This window comes from Bacillus halotolerans (genome assembly GCF_004006435.1).
Classification (GTDB): domain Bacteria; phylum Bacillota; class Bacilli; order Bacillales; family Bacillaceae; genus Bacillus; species Bacillus halotolerans.
The window spans coordinates 2655225-2673211 of record NZ_CP029364.1 but is presented as its reverse complement, the minus strand read 5'-3'; the positions used below and the strand labels follow the sequence as shown (position 1 = coordinate 2673211).

Annotated in this window: 20 protein-coding genes; 5 read left to right on the top strand and 15 right to left on the bottom strand. The window is 45.9% G+C overall.

Annotated features, from left to right (window positions below; genetic code table 11):
- Positions 1-5: 5 nt before the first annotated feature.
- The 10 genes from DIC78_RS13640 to DIC78_RS13595 all read right to left on the bottom strand — a co-directional run bounded on the left by DIC78_RS13640 (position 6) and on the right by DIC78_RS13595 (position 9312).
- Positions 6-1916: a DUF6792 domain-containing protein gene (locus tag DIC78_RS13640; protein ID WP_127696446.1), complete on the bottom strand. Its 1911-nt coding sequence runs from the start codon at positions 1914-1916 to the stop codon at positions 6-8.
- Position 1917: 1 nt separating this feature from the next.
- Entirely contained in the window at positions 1918-2646 is a 729-nt protein-coding gene (locus DIC78_RS13635; RefSeq protein WP_106019620.1) for a lipoprotein YvcA, read from the bottom strand.
- A 250-nt stretch (positions 2647-2896) separates the two neighbouring features.
- Positions 2897-3517 (bottom strand): bifunctional phosphoribosyl-AMP cyclohydrolase/phosphoribosyl-ATP diphosphatase HisIE, encoded by a 621-nt coding sequence (gene hisIE / locus DIC78_RS13630; RefSeq protein WP_105953987.1) that lies wholly within the window; start codon positions 3515-3517, stop codon positions 2897-2899.
- Positions 3514-4272, bottom strand: coding sequence for an imidazole glycerol phosphate synthase subunit HisF (hisF, locus tag DIC78_RS13625; RefSeq protein WP_024122978.1), 759 nt, complete (start codon positions 4270-4272; stop codon positions 3514-3516). The genes hisIE and hisF overlap by 4 nt, the downstream gene beginning before the upstream one ends.
- Positions 4269-5006, bottom strand: coding sequence for a 1-(5-phosphoribosyl)-5-[(5-phosphoribosylamino)methylideneamino]imidazole-4-carboxamide isomerase (hisA, locus tag DIC78_RS13620; RefSeq protein WP_024122979.1), 738 nt, complete (start codon positions 5004-5006; stop codon positions 4269-4271). The genes hisF and hisA overlap by 4 nt, the downstream gene beginning before the upstream one ends.
- Positions 5003-5641 carry an imidazole glycerol phosphate synthase subunit HisH gene (gene hisH / locus DIC78_RS13615; protein ID WP_127696445.1) on the bottom strand — a complete coding sequence of 213 codons (639 nt, stop codon included), beginning with the start codon at positions 5639-5641 and terminating at the stop codon, positions 5003-5005. The genes hisA and hisH overlap by 4 nt, the downstream gene beginning before the upstream one ends.
- On the bottom strand, positions 5642-6226 hold the full coding sequence (gene hisB, locus DIC78_RS13610; protein WP_059292462.1) for an imidazoleglycerol-phosphate dehydratase HisB: 585 nt from the start codon (positions 6224-6226) through the stop codon (positions 5642-5644). It lies immediately after the preceding gene.
- The gene (gene hisD / locus DIC78_RS13605) at positions 6223-7506 is read right to left on the bottom strand and encodes a histidinol dehydrogenase (protein WP_127696444.1); all 1284 of its coding nucleotides are present in this window, start codon (positions 7504-7506) and stop codon (positions 6223-6225) included. Before hisD ends, hisB begins: the two co-directional genes overlap by 4 nt.
- Positions 7503-8144, bottom strand: coding sequence for an ATP phosphoribosyltransferase (gene hisG, locus DIC78_RS13600; RefSeq protein WP_024122983.1), 642 nt, complete (start codon positions 8142-8144; stop codon positions 7503-7505). Before hisG ends, hisD begins: the two co-directional genes overlap by 4 nt.
- Positions 8137-9312, bottom strand: coding sequence for an ATP phosphoribosyltransferase regulatory subunit (locus DIC78_RS13595; protein ID WP_024122984.1), 1176 nt, complete (start codon positions 9310-9312; stop codon positions 8137-8139). The genes hisG and DIC78_RS13595 overlap by 8 nt, the downstream gene beginning before the upstream one ends.
- A 247-nt stretch (positions 9313-9559) precedes the next feature.
- Between DIC78_RS13595 and DIC78_RS13590 the strand changes: the two genes are divergently transcribed.
- On the top strand, positions 9560-10306 hold the full coding sequence (locus tag DIC78_RS13590) for a C39 family peptidase (RefSeq protein WP_010332017.1): 747 nt from the start codon (positions 9560-9562) through the stop codon (positions 10304-10306).
- A 249-nt stretch (positions 10307-10555) separates the two neighbouring features.
- Positions 10556-11221, top strand: a complete 666-nt coding sequence (pelC, locus tag DIC78_RS13585) for a pectate/pectin lyase PelC (RefSeq protein ID WP_010332018.1) — start codon at positions 10556-10558, stop codon at positions 11219-11221.
- Between the two features lie 19 nt (positions 11222-11240).
- Here the strand turns inward: pelC and hprF are convergent, their stop codons facing one another.
- The 5 genes from hprF to hprK are packed head-to-tail and all read right to left on the bottom strand — an operon-like array spanning position 11241 to position 15130.
- Positions 11241-11762 carry an acyltransferase gene (gene hprF / locus DIC78_RS13580; RefSeq protein ID WP_095712936.1) on the bottom strand — a complete coding sequence of 174 codons (522 nt, stop codon included), beginning with the start codon at positions 11760-11762 and terminating at the stop codon, positions 11241-11243.
- A 3-nt stretch (positions 11763-11765) separates the two neighbouring features.
- Positions 11766-12416 carry a pyrophosphatase PpaX gene (ppaX, locus tag DIC78_RS13575; RefSeq protein ID WP_024122986.1) on the bottom strand — a complete coding sequence of 217 codons (651 nt, stop codon included), beginning with the start codon at positions 12414-12416 and terminating at the stop codon, positions 11766-11768.
- Positions 12413-13351: a nucleoside recognition domain-containing protein gene (locus DIC78_RS13570; RefSeq protein WP_024122987.1), complete on the bottom strand. Its 939-nt coding sequence runs from the start codon at positions 13349-13351 to the stop codon at positions 12413-12415. Before DIC78_RS13570 ends, ppaX begins: the two co-directional genes overlap by 4 nt.
- Before the next feature lie 23 nt (positions 13352-13374).
- Positions 13375-14184 carry a prolipoprotein diacylglyceryl transferase gene (gene lgt, locus DIC78_RS13565; protein ID WP_095712933.1) on the bottom strand — a complete coding sequence of 270 codons (810 nt, stop codon included), beginning with the start codon at positions 14182-14184 and terminating at the stop codon, positions 13375-13377.
- Between the two features lie 13 nt (positions 14185-14197).
- On the bottom strand, positions 14198-15130 hold the full coding sequence (gene hprK / locus DIC78_RS13560; protein ID WP_044159384.1) for an HPr(Ser) kinase/phosphatase: 933 nt from the start codon (positions 15128-15130) through the stop codon (positions 14198-14200).
- A gap of 182 nt (positions 15131-15312) precedes the next feature.
- On the opposite strand from hprK, the gene nagA reads away from it, so the two are divergent.
- Genes nagA through DIC78_RS13545 form a run of 3 tightly spaced genes read left to right on the top strand, consistent with a single transcriptional unit; the run spans position 15313 to position 17973 of the window.
- Complete coding sequence (gene nagA, locus DIC78_RS13555; protein ID WP_106019625.1) at positions 15313-16503, top strand: N-acetylglucosamine-6-phosphate deacetylase; 1191 nt, start codon at positions 15313-15315, stop codon at positions 16501-16503.
- Positions 16500-17228 (top strand): glucosamine-6-phosphate deaminase, encoded by a 729-nt coding sequence (gene nagB, locus DIC78_RS13550; protein ID WP_127696443.1) that lies wholly within the window; start codon positions 16500-16502, stop codon positions 17226-17228. The genes nagA and nagB overlap by 4 nt, the downstream gene beginning before the upstream one ends.
- 13 nt (positions 17229-17241) lie before the next feature.
- Positions 17242-17973, top strand: coding sequence for a GntR family transcriptional regulator (locus DIC78_RS13545; RefSeq protein WP_127696442.1), 732 nt, complete (start codon positions 17242-17244; stop codon positions 17971-17973).
- Positions 17974-17987 lie beyond the last annotated feature (14 nt).

Here is a 17987-nt window from a genome sequence, read left to right as displayed (position 1 = left end):
TCCTCCTAAGGCTGAAAATCGAATAGCTGTGAGATCATTTCTTCTTTTTCAAATAGCTTTTCGATGCTCTCGCGGATATTTTTGATAAAATTCTTTTTTTCCGATGTCTGTTTTTTTAGTTCTGCAACAATTCCGTCATTAGCAGGGAGAGCACCTGTATGGAACGATTCATGAACTGATATTTTCTCTAATTTATCGAATGTGTGACTGAAACCGGCCGCAAGCCGGAATTGAAGATCGAAGGCATAATGCGAAGGGTTTTCTTCCATATGTTGAATCGACGTGATGATTGCCTGTTTTTTGTCTATAAACTCATCATCGATTTCCTGACGGAATACCTTTTGGTACGCGGAAATCGCATCTTCCATATCTTCAACTATCTTCATGCCGTTTTGATAGATTCTGACAGCGGAAGAGATATTGACTTTAATCGTTTCTCCCGAGCCGCCCTTCCCTGTAAAGTAAATATCAGAACCCTTATAGCTAAATCCTTTTTCCTTTGATAATGCGTTCAGCATTTGAACGATGCTGTGGCCGTCGACGATGAGTTTTAATGCGTCTTTTGTTTCTGTGTCGAGTGTTTCAAAAGAAGAAATCATTGATTTTACATACTCCACAATTTTACCAACATCATTTAGAGCTTGCGTGAATTGGCCATGCTTTAGATGATCAATGAAATCATCGTATTGTAATTCTATACCTTTCATACTCGCATTAAGATTAGATAACTCTTTTTTTATGACTTTTTTCTGTGTATCATCAATATAACCATTTTCAGCAAGCTGATCTACAATAGGCCCGCTGTTTCCCAACAGGGTGTGAAGAAAACCTAAAAAGGCTGGCAGCTGCTCTTTAATTCGGCCATACATTTGCTTAACATCATCAAAATTTTCATAAACAACACTTGCTTTCGCTAAAACGCCGTCTGTATGCTTTACTTTTTCTATCAATTCTATGTCTATTCCGCTGGCTGCCTTTACAAAACCGTTTAAGCCGTCTTTTTCATAGTCGTCCTTATATTTTTGAAGGTATTCCTGCATCGACCTTACGTCTTCATCAGGAATCCCATCCATAATGTTTCTGATGCCTTTCACACTTGTGTTCGTATCCGCCATCTTCACATCGCCGAATGTAATGAAATCCGCCTTGCCGCTGACTCCGTACAGCGGGTCATCTTTTGATATGCGTTGGGTGATGTTTGCTGTGACGCCTTTGTCTTCATAATATTTTTGGATTTCTATTTTTAGCTTTTCTGATGGGATAGAATCAATATCTTCGTATTTATAACTAAATTTCCTAATAACATATCTATATAAACTTTCATCAGTTTCAAGTAATTGATCGATATTGACTTGAGCCCCATTTACACCATAAACCTCATCATAGTCTCCATTAATCAATTGCACCATTACTTGGTTATTATTAGCAAGGGAATGTCCTAAGGCGAATGTTTTTAAATCCTCCGAGTCACCTGCTGCTTTCTTTGCTTTTTTAGTAAACTCCTTTGTAGCCTCATACTGACTATGATCGATTCCTAAAAAAAGACCAAAAAAGTTATACGACCAATCCTTATTATCAGCACTGCCTTCTGAAATAATATGAAGCTGATCGATATGTTTTTTCTTATCTATTATATGGATTGCCGTCCCATCGTAACCTGATTCTCTGGTCGAACTTTCTATACTTGTATTCTGGTTTACAAGTTCACTGGAGGTATATATTTCAATTTTTGTATTCTCCGGAAGATCGTGGCGGGTTTCCTCTTTATAAATTCTCCGTACATCTGCTTCGAAATCCGCTTTGGCTTCCTTAACTTCACTTGCATTGATTGAGGCAAACTTTTGTTTATAGTCATATTCTAAATCAATTAGCCGTAACTTTACGTTCTCATTCTCAAATACATTTTTATTTTCCATCTTATTTCTCCTTTTTATCTATTAAAAAGGTGATAGAATTAATTAATTTCTCTACTTTATTTTTAGCCTTTTCTTCATCTAAGGAGCATGGTTGATTTTCATTTTTGCATCCGAAAGTAAAGGCGTATTCTAATCCTAAGTTATCTTCTTCTGTAGATTTCACATACCCGAAGTAACTGTATGAATAATTATATTTTCTATCAATATCGTCAAAGATGTCTTTTTTCTTAGCAAAGTAGATATCCGTTTTCTTTTTGCTACTTTTTTTGTATTCACCTTTATAATCATTTTTTCCACTAACAATATCTAGCATTGTCTCAGGTTCATTCACAAAACTTTCTTCTTTGTAATATGTTACATGGCCATCAAACATTACATTGGTGTCTTTATCATAACTATTAAATCCAATACTTTCTTTGTTTTTCCCAGTTAAAGATGACCTTCTTGATAGATACTCCCCATCCTCCGGAAACAACATTCTAAATCCTTTCAACTTAGACTCCAGCAAATAGTACCCAGGCTCCTCTTCCTTCGTTGACACCATGTACTCTCTCGTTTTCTCGTCCTGAAACGCGGGAACTTGCGGCAGGTCTTTTGGATCCATGTCTTTTGGTTTTACGGCTTCTGTTTTATTTTCATTGTTTTTGCTGTTTTTTTCGTTGTCGTTCATACTGCATCCTCCTGTCAGGGCAAGTAATAAGCTGAAGCAAATAAAGATAATCTTTTTCATTACGAACCTCCAAGGGTTTTGTGGGATCATTCTATTTTTCAAAAGTAATACTATTGACCCGGTTGCAGGGTGATTATATTATCCTTTTCCATGTTACATCATGGCGGAATTTGGATAAATAGGAAATCAGACTTGGTTTTGACCTTCTTTTATCCATTCGGAATGTGAAACACCTATTGCATTACTAAATACCCATTACATTTTTCTTACAATAAAAAAAGAGCCGTTATCCATAGGCTCTTTCCATTTACTATTCAGAATGGCGTTTTCTCAGCACTTCCAGCACATCATCCAGCGGTAATGCTTGTTCTCTGAGCAGGACAAGGAGATGATACAGCAGGTCTGCCGCTTCCCATTTCAGTTCCTCGTGGTCACGGTTTTTGGCGGCGATGATGACTTCTGATGCTTCTTCACCGACTTTTTTCAAAATCTTATCGACGCCTTCATCGAAAAGGTAAGTGGTGTAAGCTCCTTCAGGCATTTCCGCTTGGCGTTCTGCGATGACGCGCTCCAGCTCGCTTAAGATGTCAAATCGGCCGGAAGTTTGTTCTTCTGTCTGTTCCTTTGTAAAACAGCTGTAGCTGCCTGTGTGGCATGCCGGACCGGACGGCTCTACAAGCACGACCAGTGCATCTTGGTCGCAGTCATATCGGATGCCCTTGACGGCTTGCGTATTCCCCGATGTTTCTCCCTTGTGCCATAGCTCTTGCCGCGAGCGGCTGTAAAACCACGTTTCTTTCGTTTCCAGTGTTTTTTCGTACGATTCCCTGTTCATATATGCAAGTGTCAGCACTTCTTTGCTTGCCGCGTCCTGGACGATGGCAGGGATTAATCCGTCTTCGTTAAAACGCAGTTCATCTGCCTGTTTCATCTCACATTCACCCCGTGCTCTTTCAAATATGATTTCACTTCTTTAATTGATGTTTCTTTATAATGAAAAATGGAGGCAGCCAGCGCGGCGTCCGCTTCCCCTTTTGTAAAAGCCTCGAGCATATGCTGCGCGTTTCCTGCTCCCCCTGAGGCGATGACAGGAACCGGAACACCTTCTGACACGAGCTTTGTCAGCCTGTGGTCAAAACCCTTTTTCTCCCCATCTGAGTCCATGCTGGTCAGGAGGATTTCTCCGGCTCCGCGTTTGACAGCTTCCTTCGCCCATGCTGTAACTTCCCAGTCCGTTTTCTTTCTGCCGCCATGCGTGTAAACCTTATACGTGTCAGACTCTTCGTCGTACTTGGCGTCTATGGCGAGTACGATACATTGAGAGCCGAAAAACTCCGCGCCTTCGGTAATCAGCTCGGGACGGAGAACAGCTGCCGTGTTTACAGAAACTTTGTCCGCGCCGGCACGCAGAATCGTTTTCATATCGCTAAGCTGATTGATGCCGCCTCCGACTGTAAACGGAATCGCAAGCTTTGCAGCAACCTGCTCTACGACGTCAACCATCGTTTTGCGGCCTTCATGCGAGGCAGAAATATCAAGAAACACCAGTTCATCTGCGCCTTCCTGATCGTATACTTCCGCCAGCTCGACAGGGTCGCCGGCATCCTTCAGCTCAAGAAATTGAATCCCTTTGACAACGCGCCCTTCTTTCACATCAAGACATGGGATAATCCGTTTTGTTATCATTTCCCCTTCATCCTTTCAAGCGCCTCGCCAAGTGTAAACTGGTTGGTATACAGTGCTTTTCCGATAATCGCTCCAGAAACCCCATTCGCATGATAACGGGCAAGAGCTTCAAGGTCCGCAACGGAGCTGACTCCGCCAGAGGCGATGACAGATTTTCCGGTTTCCTTTGCGAGTTCCACTGTGCTTTCGATATTGGGGCCTGACAGCATCCCGTCTGTCGCGATATCAGTAAAAATAAAAACTTCTGCGCCTTCGTTGGCGAGCTCTTTGCCGAGTTCAGCCGCCTTAAGACTTGATGTTTCCAGCCACCCTTCTGTTGAAACAAAGCCGTTTCTTGCGTCCAGCCCGATGGCTATCCTTTCGCCATACTCTTTCAGCATTTTTTTTACAAACGGCGGATCAGAAACAGCGGAGCTTCCCAGGATCACGCGATCGACTCCTGCCGATAAGTAATCGTAGACGTCGCTTTCCGAACGAATGCCGCCGCCGATTTCGACTTTCAGATTGAGCTTTTGTACAATTTCGATGACATGACGGTCATTTACTTTTTTTCCTTCCTTCGCGCCGTCAAGATCAACAAGATGAATCCATTCAGCACCCTCACTCGCAAATAAAGAGGCCATGTCGAACGGTGAATCACCGTATACAGTTTCCTTGCTGTAATCACCTTGAACGAGGCGTACACATTTGCCGTTTCTCATATCAATGGCCGGGTATAATGTAAAAACACTCATTTTTTCACCTTCTGTTCTGCTGCCATTTTTGTGAATTGGATTAAGATAGACATTCCGACCGTGCTGCTTTTTTCCGGGTGAAACTGGGCGCCAAAGACATTCTCTTTTCCGACAACCGCAGGCACCCGCACACCGTACTCGGCGCTTGCCAAAAGCGCGCCGTCATCCATTCCGTCAATATAATAGGAATGGACAAAATAAGCGTAGCCTTCCTCCACTCCTGCCAGCAGCGGAGATTCGTTATGAAAGGAAAGGCGGTTCCATCCCATATGCGGAACCTTTAGCTTGTTTCCCTCCTGATCTTCCGGCTTCAGCCTGACTGCTTTTCCCTTTAACAAACCGAGGCCTGCAGCGGTTCCATGCTCTTCGCTCTCATCAAACAATAGCTGCATGCCAAGGCAGATCCCAAGAAGCAGTCTCCCCTCTGATACCATATCGTGAATGAATTGATCGAGTTTGGCGTTGCGCAAATTGTCCATCGCATCCCCAAATGACCCGACTCCCGGCAAAATGAAGGCATCTGCTTTCCTCAGCTCCTCTGGCATGCCAGAAACAAAGTACGGCACGCCGACACGCTCCAGCGCCTTTGAGACGCTGTATAAATTGCCCATTCCGTAATCTATCACACCGATCATTTACAGCATCCCTTTCGTTGACGGAATCCCTTTGACACGCGGGTCAATCGTTGTCGCTTCATCAAGCGCGCGTCCTAATGCTTTAAAAACAGCTTCTATCATATGGTGCGTATTTGTGCCGTAATGAACGATCACGTGCAAGTTCATCCGTGCTTCAAGCGCCAGCTTCCATAAAAATTCATGTACAAGCTCAGTATCGAAAGTTCCGACTTTCGCTGCCGGAAAGTCAGCACGCATTTCCAAGTGCGGCCGATTGCTTAAATCAACCACCACCTGAGCAAGCGCCTCATCCATCGGCACAAACGCCGAGCCGTAGCGTTTAATTCCTTTTTTATCGCCTAAGGCTTCAAGCAGCGCCTGACCTAAGCAAATGCCGATATCTTCAGTCGTGTGGTGATCATCTATATCAACATCGCCTTTCGCGTTAATGGAAAGATCAAATTGTCCGTGTTTCGTGAATAAATCCAGCATGTGTGTCATAAATGGCACGTCTGTTTTGATATCCGCTTGTCCCTCGCCGTCTATTGCGAATGCCAGCTCAATATCTGTTTCGTTTGTTTTTCTGGCGCGCTCCGCTTTTCTCATTTTGAATTCCTCCGTTCTCTCGCTTCGATTGATCTCGCATGCGCTTCTAATCCTTCCAGTCTGGCAAAAGCCGCAATGCTATCCGCATGTTCTTCAAAGGCTGATTGGCTGTATGAAATAATGCTCGATTTCTTTTGAAAATCCGTGACGTTTAATGGGCTTGAAAATCTGGCCGTTCCATTTGTCGGGAGTACATGGTTCGGTCCGGCAAAATAATCTCCGACCGGTTCAGGGCTGTATCGGCCTAAGAAAATCGCACCTGCGTGCTTGATATTGCCAAGCAAAGCTTCGGGAGACTGTGTGATGATTTCTAAATGCTCCGGGGCGAGCGTATTGACTGTATTGACCGCTTCATCTATCGTTTCAGCCACATAAATAGATCCATAATCTCTCACTGAAGCTTCCGCAATATCTCTGCGCGGCAAGGTTTTAAGCTGCTCGTTCACCTCGGCTGAAACGGCCTCAGCCAGCGGCATGGAATCTGTGACAAGCACACATGAGCTGAGCATGTCGTGTTCCGCCTGTGACAGCAGGTCAGCGGCAATTTCCCGCGGGATAGCTGTTTCATCAGCCAGCACGACGATTTCACTCGGTCCGGCAATCATATCAATATCGACATCACCGAACACCTCTCGTTTGGCAAGCGCGACATAAATATTTCCCGGGCCTGTGATTTTATCCACCGGCTCAATGGTTTCTGTTCCGTACGCCAGCGCCGCAATTGCCTGAGCCCCTCCCATTTTGTATATATCTTTAATGCCCAGCTCGGCAGCGGCAGCTAAGACTCCCGGAGACAGCCGTCCGTCTATTCCCGGAGGTGTGACAAGAACAATTCTTTCAACGCCCGCTGTAAGCGCCGGAATGACATTCATCAAAACAGATGACGGATATGCGGCAGTTCCGCCCGGCACATAAACGCCGGCAGAATCAAGTGCTGTCACTTTCTGTCCCAGCATTGTGCCATCCTTTCTGTGATAAAACCAGGAAGACTGAAGCTGCCTTTCGTGATATTCAGTAATGTTTTTGATCGCTTGCCTGATCACCTGCAACAGCTGGGGATCCAGCAAGCTGTATGCTTCTTCAATTTCTTCTGTTGTGACCAATGCACTGTCGAGCTTGATGCCGTCAAACTTGGCCGTGTAGTCACGAACGGCCTGATCACCGTTTGCTTTTACATGTTCAATAATGGATCGGACCGCTTTTCTTTGTTCTTCGGTTCCGGAGTCAATTGACCGCTTGAGAGAAAGCCGGACCGCGCCGCTGATCGTTTTGATTTTCATTTTGCCGTTTCTCCTTCCACAACAAGAGATAAACGGGATGCCATTTCGTCGATGACATCATCCTTCATGCGATAGCTTACTGGGTTGACGATAAAGCGGGAGGTGATATCACAAATATGCTCTGTTTCAACGAGTCCGTTTTCTTTGAGCGTCTGTCCCGTTGATACAATGTCGACTATTCTGTCCGCAAGCCCGATAAGAGGTGCCAACTCGATAGAGCCGTTCAGTTTAATAATCTCGACTTGCTCTCCCTGCTCCCTAAAATAACTGGAAGCCACATTCGGATACTTTGTGGCGATTCTCGGCGCGACGCCGCTCCAGTCTGTATCGGGAAGTCCGGCAACCGCCAGATGGCATTTGCTGATTTTCAAATCCAGCACCTCATATACATCGCGTTCCTCCTCCAGCATGACATCCTTCCCCGCAATTCCGACGTCTGCCACGCCGTGCTCCACATATGTGGTGACATCCATCGGCTTTGCTAAAATGAAGCGGAGATTTTCCTCCGGCACGTCGATGATCAGCTTTCTGGAATCCTCAAACTCTTCCGGCAGCTTGTATCCCGCCTGCCGCAGCAGCCCTGCTGCTTCTTCAAATATTCGCCCCTTCGGCATTGCCATTGTGAGTAACTTACCCATTTTGCTCTTCCTTTCTGGCACCGATAAAATAGGTGACATTCGCAAATGATTTTGTCATCTGATCAATATTTTCAATCCCCAGTAAATCCTGAAGAACAACTTTTTTACCTTTCAAACGCTCTTCATTTGCAAAAGCGATGGCCTGCACCCGCTGTTCTTTGCTGAAAATGACAGCATCCATTTCACAAGGTTCGTCTTTCATATGGAGCGCTTCAATCATCCGGTCAATCCGAAGCCCAAAACCCGTCGCCGGCGCCGGTGAATTAAAATGTCCCAGAAGCTTGTTATAACGGCCGCCGCTGCCAATCACAAAGCCGACATTATTCGCGTACACTTCAAATAAAATCCCAGTGTAGTAGCTCATATGGCTGACCATATTCAGATCAAGACGGACATTTTCCGTACATCCGTAGTCCTCAAGAATCTCCCACAGCGCCTTCAGTTCATCAACCACACTTTTACCTTGCGCTGAATCGACGATTTCTTCAGCACGTCTGCATACTTCTATGCTCCCTCGCAATTCGAGAAGCTCAAGCAATCTGTTTTTATCAATGGAGGAAAGCGGAAGAGATTTGACGTGCTCTCTGTAGCCGACATAATTCTTTTCATATAAAAACCTCCGCAGTACGTCCGCTCGTTCAACATTCCCGAGCACCTCGACAAACAGGGCATCTGCAATGCCCGCGTGGCCGATTGCAATTTTAAATGAAGTCAAGCCGGCATTTTTTAACGCACCGACTACTAAGGCAATGACCTCTGCGTCCGCACTTGTCGTGCCATCACCGATCAATTCCACTCCAACCTGCTCAAACTCGGCAGGACGTCCGCCCTCGCGTTCCTGGGCTCTGAACACATTTGCCGCATAGCCGACTCTGAGGGGATGATCATGTTTCAGCAGCTTTGATGCCGCCACCCTTGCGATCGGCCCTGTCATATCCGGGCGAAGCACCAGTGTCTTTCCATCCTGATCCAGAAGCTTAAACAGTTGCTGCTCTTCAATTGCTGACTGCACACCAACCGTATCGTAAAACTCCAGCGTCGGTGTTTCCATAAATTGATAGCCCCATTTATCTATCATATCGGTTAACGATTGCCTCACCTTTTTTTTCGTTTCATATAAACCGGGCAGTGTATCTCTCATGCCGTGCGGTTTTTCAAACATAAACATCAACCCGAGCACCTCCGTAATTGTTTGAAGGAAAATTCAGAATCCTTTAGTTCGCTAATATGATAATATGTTAGCAGATGAAAGAATGGAAATCAATGCTTAACTTTCGCACGAATCTTTTTCGTTCAGAAATCCTCCTCCTAAATATGAAAAAGTCATGAATAAATGATGAAAGGTAGGTCATATCTCAAATTCTTGATGTTTGGCATGCTATAATACAAATCAAATAGAGAACAAGGAGTTAAAGATGAAAACACTGCGAACGTTATGTGTACTGATCATACTTTCTGCTGTCATTTTCTTCGGCATCAAAATATATGCAAAAGATATAGATATTTCGTTTTTCAAAATTGATTTAGGTGCAACGAAGAATGAATCTGAAGCAGCAAACAAAGAGAAGAAACTGAAAGGAAGCGCTGAGCCGATGGACGTCACGCTTTTCAATCAGATGGATGCCCCAAAGCTCTATAATGGCTGTGAGGTGACGAGCCTTGCGATGGTGCTGCACTATGCGGGATACAACGTGACAAAGAATACACTGGCAAACCAGATCGCAACAGTGCCTTTGACATACAGCAGCGGATTAAAAGGTGATCCGAATGACGGATTTGTCGGTGATATGGCGAACGGCCCGGGGCTAGGTGTCTATCACGGCCCGATCTATCAGCTCGCTAAAACCTATGCGGGGGACAGCGTTTCTGATCTGACAGGAAAAAGCATCTCTGCTGTTTATGAGCAGCTTGAGAAAGGCAACCCGGTTTGGGTTATCACGACAGCCAACTTTACGCCGGTTGACAACATGCAGACATGGAAAACGCCAAACGGAACGATCGATATCACGTACAGCGAACACAGTGTCGCCGTCACGGGTTATGATGAAAACTACGTGTATGTGAATGACCCTTATGGCTATAAAAACAGAAAAACAGACCGGACCAGCTTCGAAAAAGCGTGGGTGCAAATGGGCAGCCAAGCCATCGTCGTTCAAAAGTAAAGCTGCCCGCTTTCACAAGCTTTTCTTATGCTCTCTCCTGAGCAAATACGCCAATACTCATGCTTGATGTTTAAATCAGGTAACAATGACGCATTTTCCATTTTCCATCCAAATTTGTCTTTACTTTCAGGCTGGCTATTTTTATGATTAAAACAGATTCAGCCTTGCCCCGATCTATGTGAGAGAAGCCGGTGCAAGATGCTGACGCTTCTCTTACAAAACTAAAGATATCCGGGGAGGATTTTATCATTGAAAAAAATCGTGTCTATCCTATTTATGTTCAGTTTGGTTATGGGCTTCAGCCAGTTTCAGACATCAACTGCTTTTGCAGCTGACAAAGTGGTTCATGAAACAATTATCGTGCCAAAAAATACAACATATGACGGGAAGGGACAGCGGTTTGTAGCAGGAAAAGAATTGGGTGACGGAAGCCAATCCGAAAACCAAAAGCCTGTTTTTCGTGTGGAAGACGGAGCAACTCTGAAAAATGTAGTGCTCGGAGCTCCTGCTGCTGATGGCGTGCACACTTATGGAAACGTTAACATTCAGAATGTGACGTGGGAAGATGTCGGTGAGGACGCGTTAACTGTGAAGAAGGAAGGAAAAGTAACCATTGACGGCGGTTCTGCTCAAAAAGCTTCTGATAAAATCTTTCAAATCAATAAAGCCAGCACGTTTACAGTGAAAAACTTCACTGCGGATAACGGCGGAAAGTTTATTAGACAGCTGGGCGGGTCGACCTTCCATACCGATGTCATTATCGACAGATGCACCATCACAAACATGAAGGAAGCGATTTTCCGTACGGACAGTAAAACGAGCACTGTCACCATGACGAACACAAGATACTCCAACGTCGGCAAGAAATGGATCGGCGTCCAGCACGTAACGGAAAAAAACAATACCCAATTTTAATATACAGAAAAAGCCCGCGCTATTTATTCAGCGGGCTTTTTATTCTTTCCTGCATTTCTTCCCTTGTGTATATGATTTTCATCGGATTTCCGCCGACAAATGCTCCGGCTGGCACATCCTTATGGACAAGCGTTCCGGCGGACACGACTGCGCCATCCCCTATTTCTACGCCTGGCAGAATGGTCGTGTTGGCTCCGATCATCACTTCGTCTCCGATCAGGACTTTACCGGTTCGATACTCCTGAATTAAATACTCATGGGCCAAAATGGTCGTATTGTATCCGATGATTGAATTCGTTCCGACTGAGATCTTTTCCGGAAACATAATATCGGGCATCACCATGAGGGCAAAGGATGTCTGCTTTCCGACCTTCATCCGCAAAAATGTACGGTACAGCCAGTTTTTCATCCCTATAAACGGTGTGTATCTCGCGATTTGAATAATCATGAAATTCTTCACTACCTTCAAAAAAGGCACCGTTTGATAGACATGCCACAGTGAGTTAGCACCTGATACCGGATGCCGATCTGTTTTTCTCACAGATTACTTCACTCCAACGATTTGTAATAGATCACTCATTTTCTCAAGCATATAGTCAGGCTCATGTTTCGCCAGCGCTTCCGGGCCTTTAATCGTCCAAGCGACCCCGGCTGTTTTTGTGCCGGCGTTTTTACCCGCCAGAATATCATGATAGTTGTCGCCGACCATGATGGCTTCCGCAGGCTCGCTTCCCAGCTGTTTCAGCGCCAGCAGAACAGGCTCGGGATCAGGTTTTGCCATCGTGACGTCATCAAGTGTAACAACGGTTTCGAAAAATTCGCCGATTCCCGTCAGCTTAAGGCCCATATTGACAGTATCTCTTAATTTTGTTGTCACAATTCCTAATGTAAAGCCTGCTTTTTTTAGTTCATCCAGCGTTTCATAAACCGTTTCATATTCGGTGACAAGTGTGTCATGCATCTGGTGATTGTATGTTCTGTACATGCTGATCATATCTTCAGTTTTCTCAGCATCCATTGAAGAAAACGTTTCAAAAAGAGACGGGCCGATAAACGCAAGCACATCTTCACGTTTATAGCGGCTCGGGTAATAATGCTCCAGCGTATGCAAAAATGACGCGATAATTAATTCATTCGTATTAATAAGTGTTCCGTCTAAATCAAACAGAATTGTCGTAACTTGTTTATCAGTCATACTGCTTCCTTTCCAACCGCTGAGGGTTTCCATTTTTTCCACGTATACGATATAGCCATCGTCAGCAGCACAGCCGTAGTGACCCGGATCAGCAGAAGCGGCCAAACTGGAATGCCAAGCGGAATAAAGACAAGTGTGTCTTCAACGACGGCATGGCAGGCAACGAGAAAAATAAAGGCCAGTGTCATGTCGCGCCTGCCAACGCCGTCATCTTCGACTGCTTTAATCATGACACCCGCTCCGTAGGCAAGGCCGATTGTCAAGCCGGCCACCATTGTCATCGAGGTATTTTTATTCATGCCGAGCATCTGCGTAAACGGAGACAGCCACTTCGAAAACGTGTGCAGCCAGCCTAAGTCTCGCATAAATTGAATGATGATCATCAGCGGGATCACAATTGCCGCCAGCTGCAAAACGCCAAGACCGGCTTTCATTAAAGCCTCGGCCAGCATCGCCAGCCAGCCGTCAGGCGCATCACCCCTTGCAGCGATAAAACCGTACTGCGCCGTTTCCTGCCCGCCATGCCAGATGAGATTGATGACGATTGCAGAAACAGCTGCCAAACCAATGCGCACTGCCAATATGATGCCAATCCTGATCCCGACCTTTGCTGCGACTGTCGATTCGATAATCAAGTTATGACAGAATGAAAGCATCACCGCTAAGATAAAAACTTCCTTCACGGATAAATCCAGTGTCAATATCCCGGCAATCCCCGCGTACAGATTCAGCATATTCCCAAGAACAAGCGGGATCGCCGCTTCACCGGAAAGCCCGAACAGGCCCATTACCGGTGTGATCAGCCGTACCAGCCAATCCATGACAGGCGTATGCTGAAGCAAAGTGACCACCAGCGTTACCGGAAAAATGACTTTGCCGAGTGTCCATGTTGTTTGAAGACCTGCCGCAAAACCGGCCAGAAAAATCTTCTTCATCCCTCATCCCCCTTTGTTACCGTCTACTCTGCGTAACGTTTCGCCGAGTACCCCTTGACGCGTCTGAAGATGATGGCTGCTACAGCCAAAACAATCAATACGATTGAGATCACCTGAGCGATGCGAAGCGAACTTGTCAGCATTAAGCTGTCAGTCCGCATTCCTTCAATAAAGAGCCTTCCGATTGAATACCAAATGATATAGATTAAAAACAGCTCGCCTCTCCGCAAATTGGCTCTGCGCAAAAGCAGCAACATAATAACGCCGACAAAGCTCCATAGTGATTCATATAAAAAAGTAGGATGATAATATTGGCCGTTGATGTACATTTGATTGATGATAAACTCAGGCAGGTGCAGGTTTTCTAAAAAGGCTCTGCTGACCGCCTCCCCGTGTGCCTCTTGATTGACAAAGTTTCCCCAGCGGCCGATCGCCTGACCGAGCAAAATGCTTGGCGCCGCGATATCCGCAAGCTTCCAGAAAGAAATGTTTTTCACTCTCGAAAAGACATAGCCTGTCAAAATAGCACCGATTAAGCCGCCGTGAATCGCGATGCCGCCCTTCCAGATTTTTATGATTTCCCCCGGATGTTCGGCATAATAATCCCATTCAAATGCAACGTAATAAATCCGTGCGCAAATAATCGCGATTGGGATCGCAAAAAGGACGAGATCGATAAAAATATCTTTCTGCAGTCCTCGTTTCTCACTTTCTCTCATGGCAATCCAAAGCCCCAGCAAAGCACCGAGGCCGATAATGATTCCGTACCAATGGACGGCTAACGGCCCCAGCTGAAACGCTATCGGATTGAGTGGTTCTATCGCTTCATTCATTTATTGCCAACTCCTATTCGTCTTGTTCACCGTCTTCAATGACATCCGCCAGCTTGTTGGTAAATTGCTCAGCGGCGTTTAAGCCCATCCGCTTCAATCTGAAGTTCATAGCAGCCACTTCAATAATGACCGCGAGATTTCGTCCCGGACGGACAGGGATCGTGAGTTTTGTAATTTCTGTATCAATGATTTTCATTGTTTCTTCTTCGAGTCCAAGGCGGTCGTATTGCTTGCCCTGCTCCCAGAGTTCAAGATTCATCACAATTGTAATTCGTTTATTGCTTCTGACCGCACCGGCACCAAACAGCGTCATGACGTTAATAATGCCAAGCCCTCTAATTTCAAGCAGATGCTCAATGAGCTCAGGGGCGTTTCCGACAAGGGTATCCTGATCCTCCTGCCGAATTTCAACACAATCATCAGCAACAAGGCGGTGGCCTCTTTTCACAAGCTCCAACGCGGTTTCACTTTTTCCGACGCCGCTTTTCCCTGTGATCAGCACCCCTACTCCATATATATCGACAAGCACACCGTGAATGGCTGTGGTTGGCGCAAGTCTGCTTTCTAGGAAGTTGGTCAATCGGCTTGACAGTCTTGTCGTTTTCAAAGGCGATCTGAGGACAGGCACGCCGTTTTTCTCGGAAGCGTCAATGAGCTCCTGCGGGATAGGCATATCTCTAGACAGAATAATAGCTGGTGTTACATCCGTGCATAGAGATTCCATTCGCTGCTTTTTATCCTCTTCCGGCAGCTGTTCAAAGAAAGAGAGCTCTGTTTTCCCCAGAAGCTGTACGCGCTCCCTGGGGTAATATGTAAAATATCCGGCAATTTCAATGCCTGGTCTTGATAAATCGCTCATCGTAATCGGGCGGTTAATACCTTCTTCACCGCTGATTAATTCCAAATGAAACTGTTCCATTACATCTTTTGTCCGAACCTTTGCCACGATATGTTCCTCCTGTTCCGGGATAACCCGAGCTTGCTCAACAATAATTTCATTTTATCACTTTCGGGCTTGAACCTAAAACAGATTTTATAAAAGACTGGCAAACGTGTCAGCTGGTCTAGATCACTAGTCTGAAAAAGAGTAAAATAAACTTATTCATATTCCAGAAAGGCGGATCATTTATGGCAGATAGTCTTCTTCTCAGCGGAATCAGTATCGTGACAGAAAATGAAGTGATCAAAAACGGCTATGTTGGGGTCAAGGACGGAAAAATCAGCGCTGTCTCAACAGAACGGCCAAAAGAGCAATACGCAAAGGAAATTCAAGGCCCAAAGGATGCCGTATTGCTTCCGGGGCTGATTGATATTCATATTCACGGCGGCTATGGCGCAGATACAATGGATGCGAGCTTTTCCGCGCTCGATGCCATGTCCTCAAGACTGCCTGAGGAAGGCACAACGAGTTTTTTAGCGACAACCATCACACAGGAGCACGGCCAAATTTCTCAAGCTCTCGAAAATGCGAGAGATTGGAAGTCTGCGGAGGAATCCTCTTCCTTAGGTGCGGAATTGATCGGAATTCATTTGGAGGGTCCCTTTGTTTCACCTAAAAGGGCCGGAGCGCAGCCAAAGGAATGGATCAGGCCCTCAGATCTTGCACTTTTCAAGAAGTGGCAGCAGGAGGCAGGCGGACTGATCAAAATCGTCACGCTTGCGCCGGAGGAGGACCAGCAATTTGAGCTGATCCGTTATTTAAAGGATGAGTCGATTATCGCGTCAATGGGACACACGGATGCAGACTCCGCATTACTTTTGGAAGCCTTTGAAGCAGGCGCCAGCCATATGACTCACTTATACAATGCGATGAGCCCGTTTCATCATCGTGAACCCGGAGTAATCGGGACAGCCCTCGCACATGAGGGGTATGTCACAGAGCTTATTGCTGACGGTATCCACTCCCATCCGTTAGCGGCAAAGCTTGCTTTTTTAGCAAAAGGCAGCAGCAAGCTTATCTTGATCACCGATTCGATGCGGGCGAAAGGTCTGAAAGACGGAGTCTACGAGTTCGGCGGACAGAGTGTGACAGTAAAGGGAAAAACAGCTCTTCTTTCGGACGGGACGCTTGCCGGTTCGATTTTAAAAATGAATGAAAGCGCCCGGCATATGCGCGCGTTTACGAATTGCTCTTGGACGGATATAGCAAATATAACTTCAGCAAACGCGGCCAAACAGCTTGGCATCTTTGACCGAAAAGGCAGTATAACAGAGGGAAAAGATGCGGATCTTGTAATTGTCAGCAGTGAATGTGAGGTGCTTCTCACCATCTGCCGCGGAAACATTGCATTTAAATCCAAGGAGGCTGATCATATATGAAAGTAATCGAATGTCAATCGTATGAGGCATTAAGCCAAAAAGCTGCCGGCATTGTGGCTGAAACAGTCAGGGAAAAGCCTGATGCCGTTCTCGGTTTAGCGACAGGCGGGACACCGGAAGGCACGTACCGCGAGCTGATCCGCCTGCACCAAACAGAGAATCTTTCTTTTCAAAACATCACCACGATTAATTTAGATGAATACGCCGGGCTTTCAGGTGATGACCCAAACAGCTATCACCGCTATATGAATGACCGTTTCTTTCAGCATATCGACAGTCATCCGAGCCGGCATTTTATCCCTGATGGAAACGCAGGTGACCTGGAAGCCGAGTGCAAGCGCTACGAACAATTGATTGAATCACTTGGCGGAGCGGACATTCAGCTTCTCGGCATCGGCCGGAACGGGCATATCGGCTTTAATGAACCAGGTACATCATTCCAGTCCCGCACACATGTCGTGGCATTAAATGAACAAACCCGTCAGGCCAATGCCAGATATTTTCCCTCCATTGACAGTGTGCCAAAAAAAGCCGTTACAATGGGGATTCAAACGATTCTCTCAAGCAAGCAGATTCTTCTGCTTATCTCCGGCACAAGCAAAGCCGAAGCTGCCAAACGGCTGCTGGACGGACAAGTCAACGAGGAATTCCCTGCGTCTGCTTTGCATCTGCATCCTAACGTTTCGGTTTTGATTGATCAAGAAGCCGCGGGATTCAGGCATTGAAAGGATTTTCGCTATGAATATCGATAAACAATCTCCTATCCCGATTTATTATCAGATTATGGAGCAATTAAAAGCCCAAATAAAGAGCGGAGAGCTGAAGCCGGATATGCCGCTTCCTTCCGAGCGGGAATATGCCGTGCAATTCGGGATCAGCCGGATGACAGTGCGCCAAGCGCTTTCTAATTTGGTCAATGAAGGTTTTCTCTATCGCCAGAAAGGCCGGGGCACCTTTGTCAGCAAGTTAAAAATGGAGCAAGCGCTCCAAGGGCTTACAAGCTTTACCGAAGATATGAAAAGCCGCGGTATGAGGCCGAGCAGCAGGCTCATCGATTATCAGCTTATCGATTCGACTGAGGAGCTGGCCGCCATACTAGGGTGCGGGCACCCGTCCCGCATCCACAAAATCACACGGGTTCGGCTGGCGAATGATATTCCTATGGCGATCGAAGCCTCACACATCCCATTTGAGCTGGCAGGTGAATTAAATCAGTCTCATTTCAAGTCGTCGATTTACGAGCATATCGAAAGGTACAACAGCACGCCGATTTCCCGCGCCAAACAAGAGCTTGAACCGAGCGCCGCAACACAGGATGAAGCAAGCATGCTCGGCATCCAAGAGGGGGCGCCAGTCCTGTTGATTAAACGAACAACGTATTTGCAGAACGGGACTGCTTTTGAGCATGTAAAATCTGTATACAGGGGCGACCGTTATACTTTTGTTCACTACATGGATCGGCTGTCATAAAAAAATCTCCAACC

Bases quoted from the DNA above. Each gene is read 5' to 3' on its own strand.
- DIC78_RS13640 (WP_127696446.1), bottom strand. From the start codon at position 1,916: ATGGAAAATAAAAATGTATTTGAGAATGAGAACGTAAAGTTACGGCTA.
- DIC78_RS13635 (WP_106019620.1), bottom strand. From the start codon at position 2,646: ATGAAAAAGATTATCTTTATTTGCTTCAGCTTATTACTTGCCCTGACA.
- hisIE (WP_105953987.1), bottom strand. From the start codon at position 3,517: ATGAAACAGGCAGATGAACTGCGTTTTAACGAAGACGGATTAATCCCT.
- hisF (WP_024122978.1), bottom strand. From the start codon at position 4,272: ATGATAACAAAACGGATTATCCCATGTCTTGATGTGAAAGAAGGGCGC.
- hisA (WP_024122979.1), bottom strand. From the start codon at position 5,006: ATGAGTGTTTTTACATTATACCCGGCCATTGATATGAGAAACGGCAAA.
- hisH (WP_127696445.1), bottom strand. From the start codon at position 5,641: ATGATCGGTGTGATAGATTACGGAATGGGCAATTTATACAGCGTCTCA.
- hisB (WP_059292462.1), bottom strand. From the start codon at position 6,226: ATGAGAAAAGCGGAGCGCGCCAGAAAAACAAACGAAACAGATATTGAG.
- hisD (WP_127696444.1), bottom strand. From the start codon at position 7,506: ATGAAAATCAAAACGATCAGCGGCGCGGTCCGGCTTTCTCTCAAGCGG.
- hisG (WP_024122983.1), bottom strand. From the start codon at position 8,144: ATGGGTAAGTTACTCACAATGGCAATGCCGAAGGGGCGAATATTTGAA.
- DIC78_RS13595 (WP_024122984.1), bottom strand. From the start codon at position 9,312: ATGTTTATGTTTGAAAAACCGCACGGCATGAGAGATACACTGCCCGGT.
- DIC78_RS13590 (WP_010332017.1), top strand. From the start codon at position 9,560: ATGAAAACACTGCGAACGTTATGTGTACTGATCATACTTTCTGCTGTC.
- ppaX (WP_024122986.1), bottom strand. From the start codon at position 12,416: ATGACTGATAAACAAGTTACGACAATTCTGTTTGATTTAGACGGAACA.
- DIC78_RS13570 (WP_024122987.1), bottom strand. From the start codon at position 13,351: ATGAAGAAGATTTTTCTGGCCGGTTTTGCGGCAGGTCTTCAAACAACA.
- lgt (WP_095712933.1), bottom strand. From the start codon at position 14,184: ATGAATGAAGCGATAGAACCACTCAATCCGATAGCGTTTCAGCTGGGG.
- nagA (WP_106019625.1), top strand. From the start codon at position 15,313: ATGGCAGATAGTCTTCTTCTCAGCGGAATCAGTATCGTGACAGAAAAT.
- nagB (WP_127696443.1), top strand. From the start codon at position 16,500: ATGAAAGTAATCGAATGTCAATCGTATGAGGCATTAAGCCAAAAAGCT.
- DIC78_RS13545 (WP_127696442.1), top strand. From the start codon at position 17,242: ATGAATATCGATAAACAATCTCCTATCCCGATTTATTATCAGATTATG.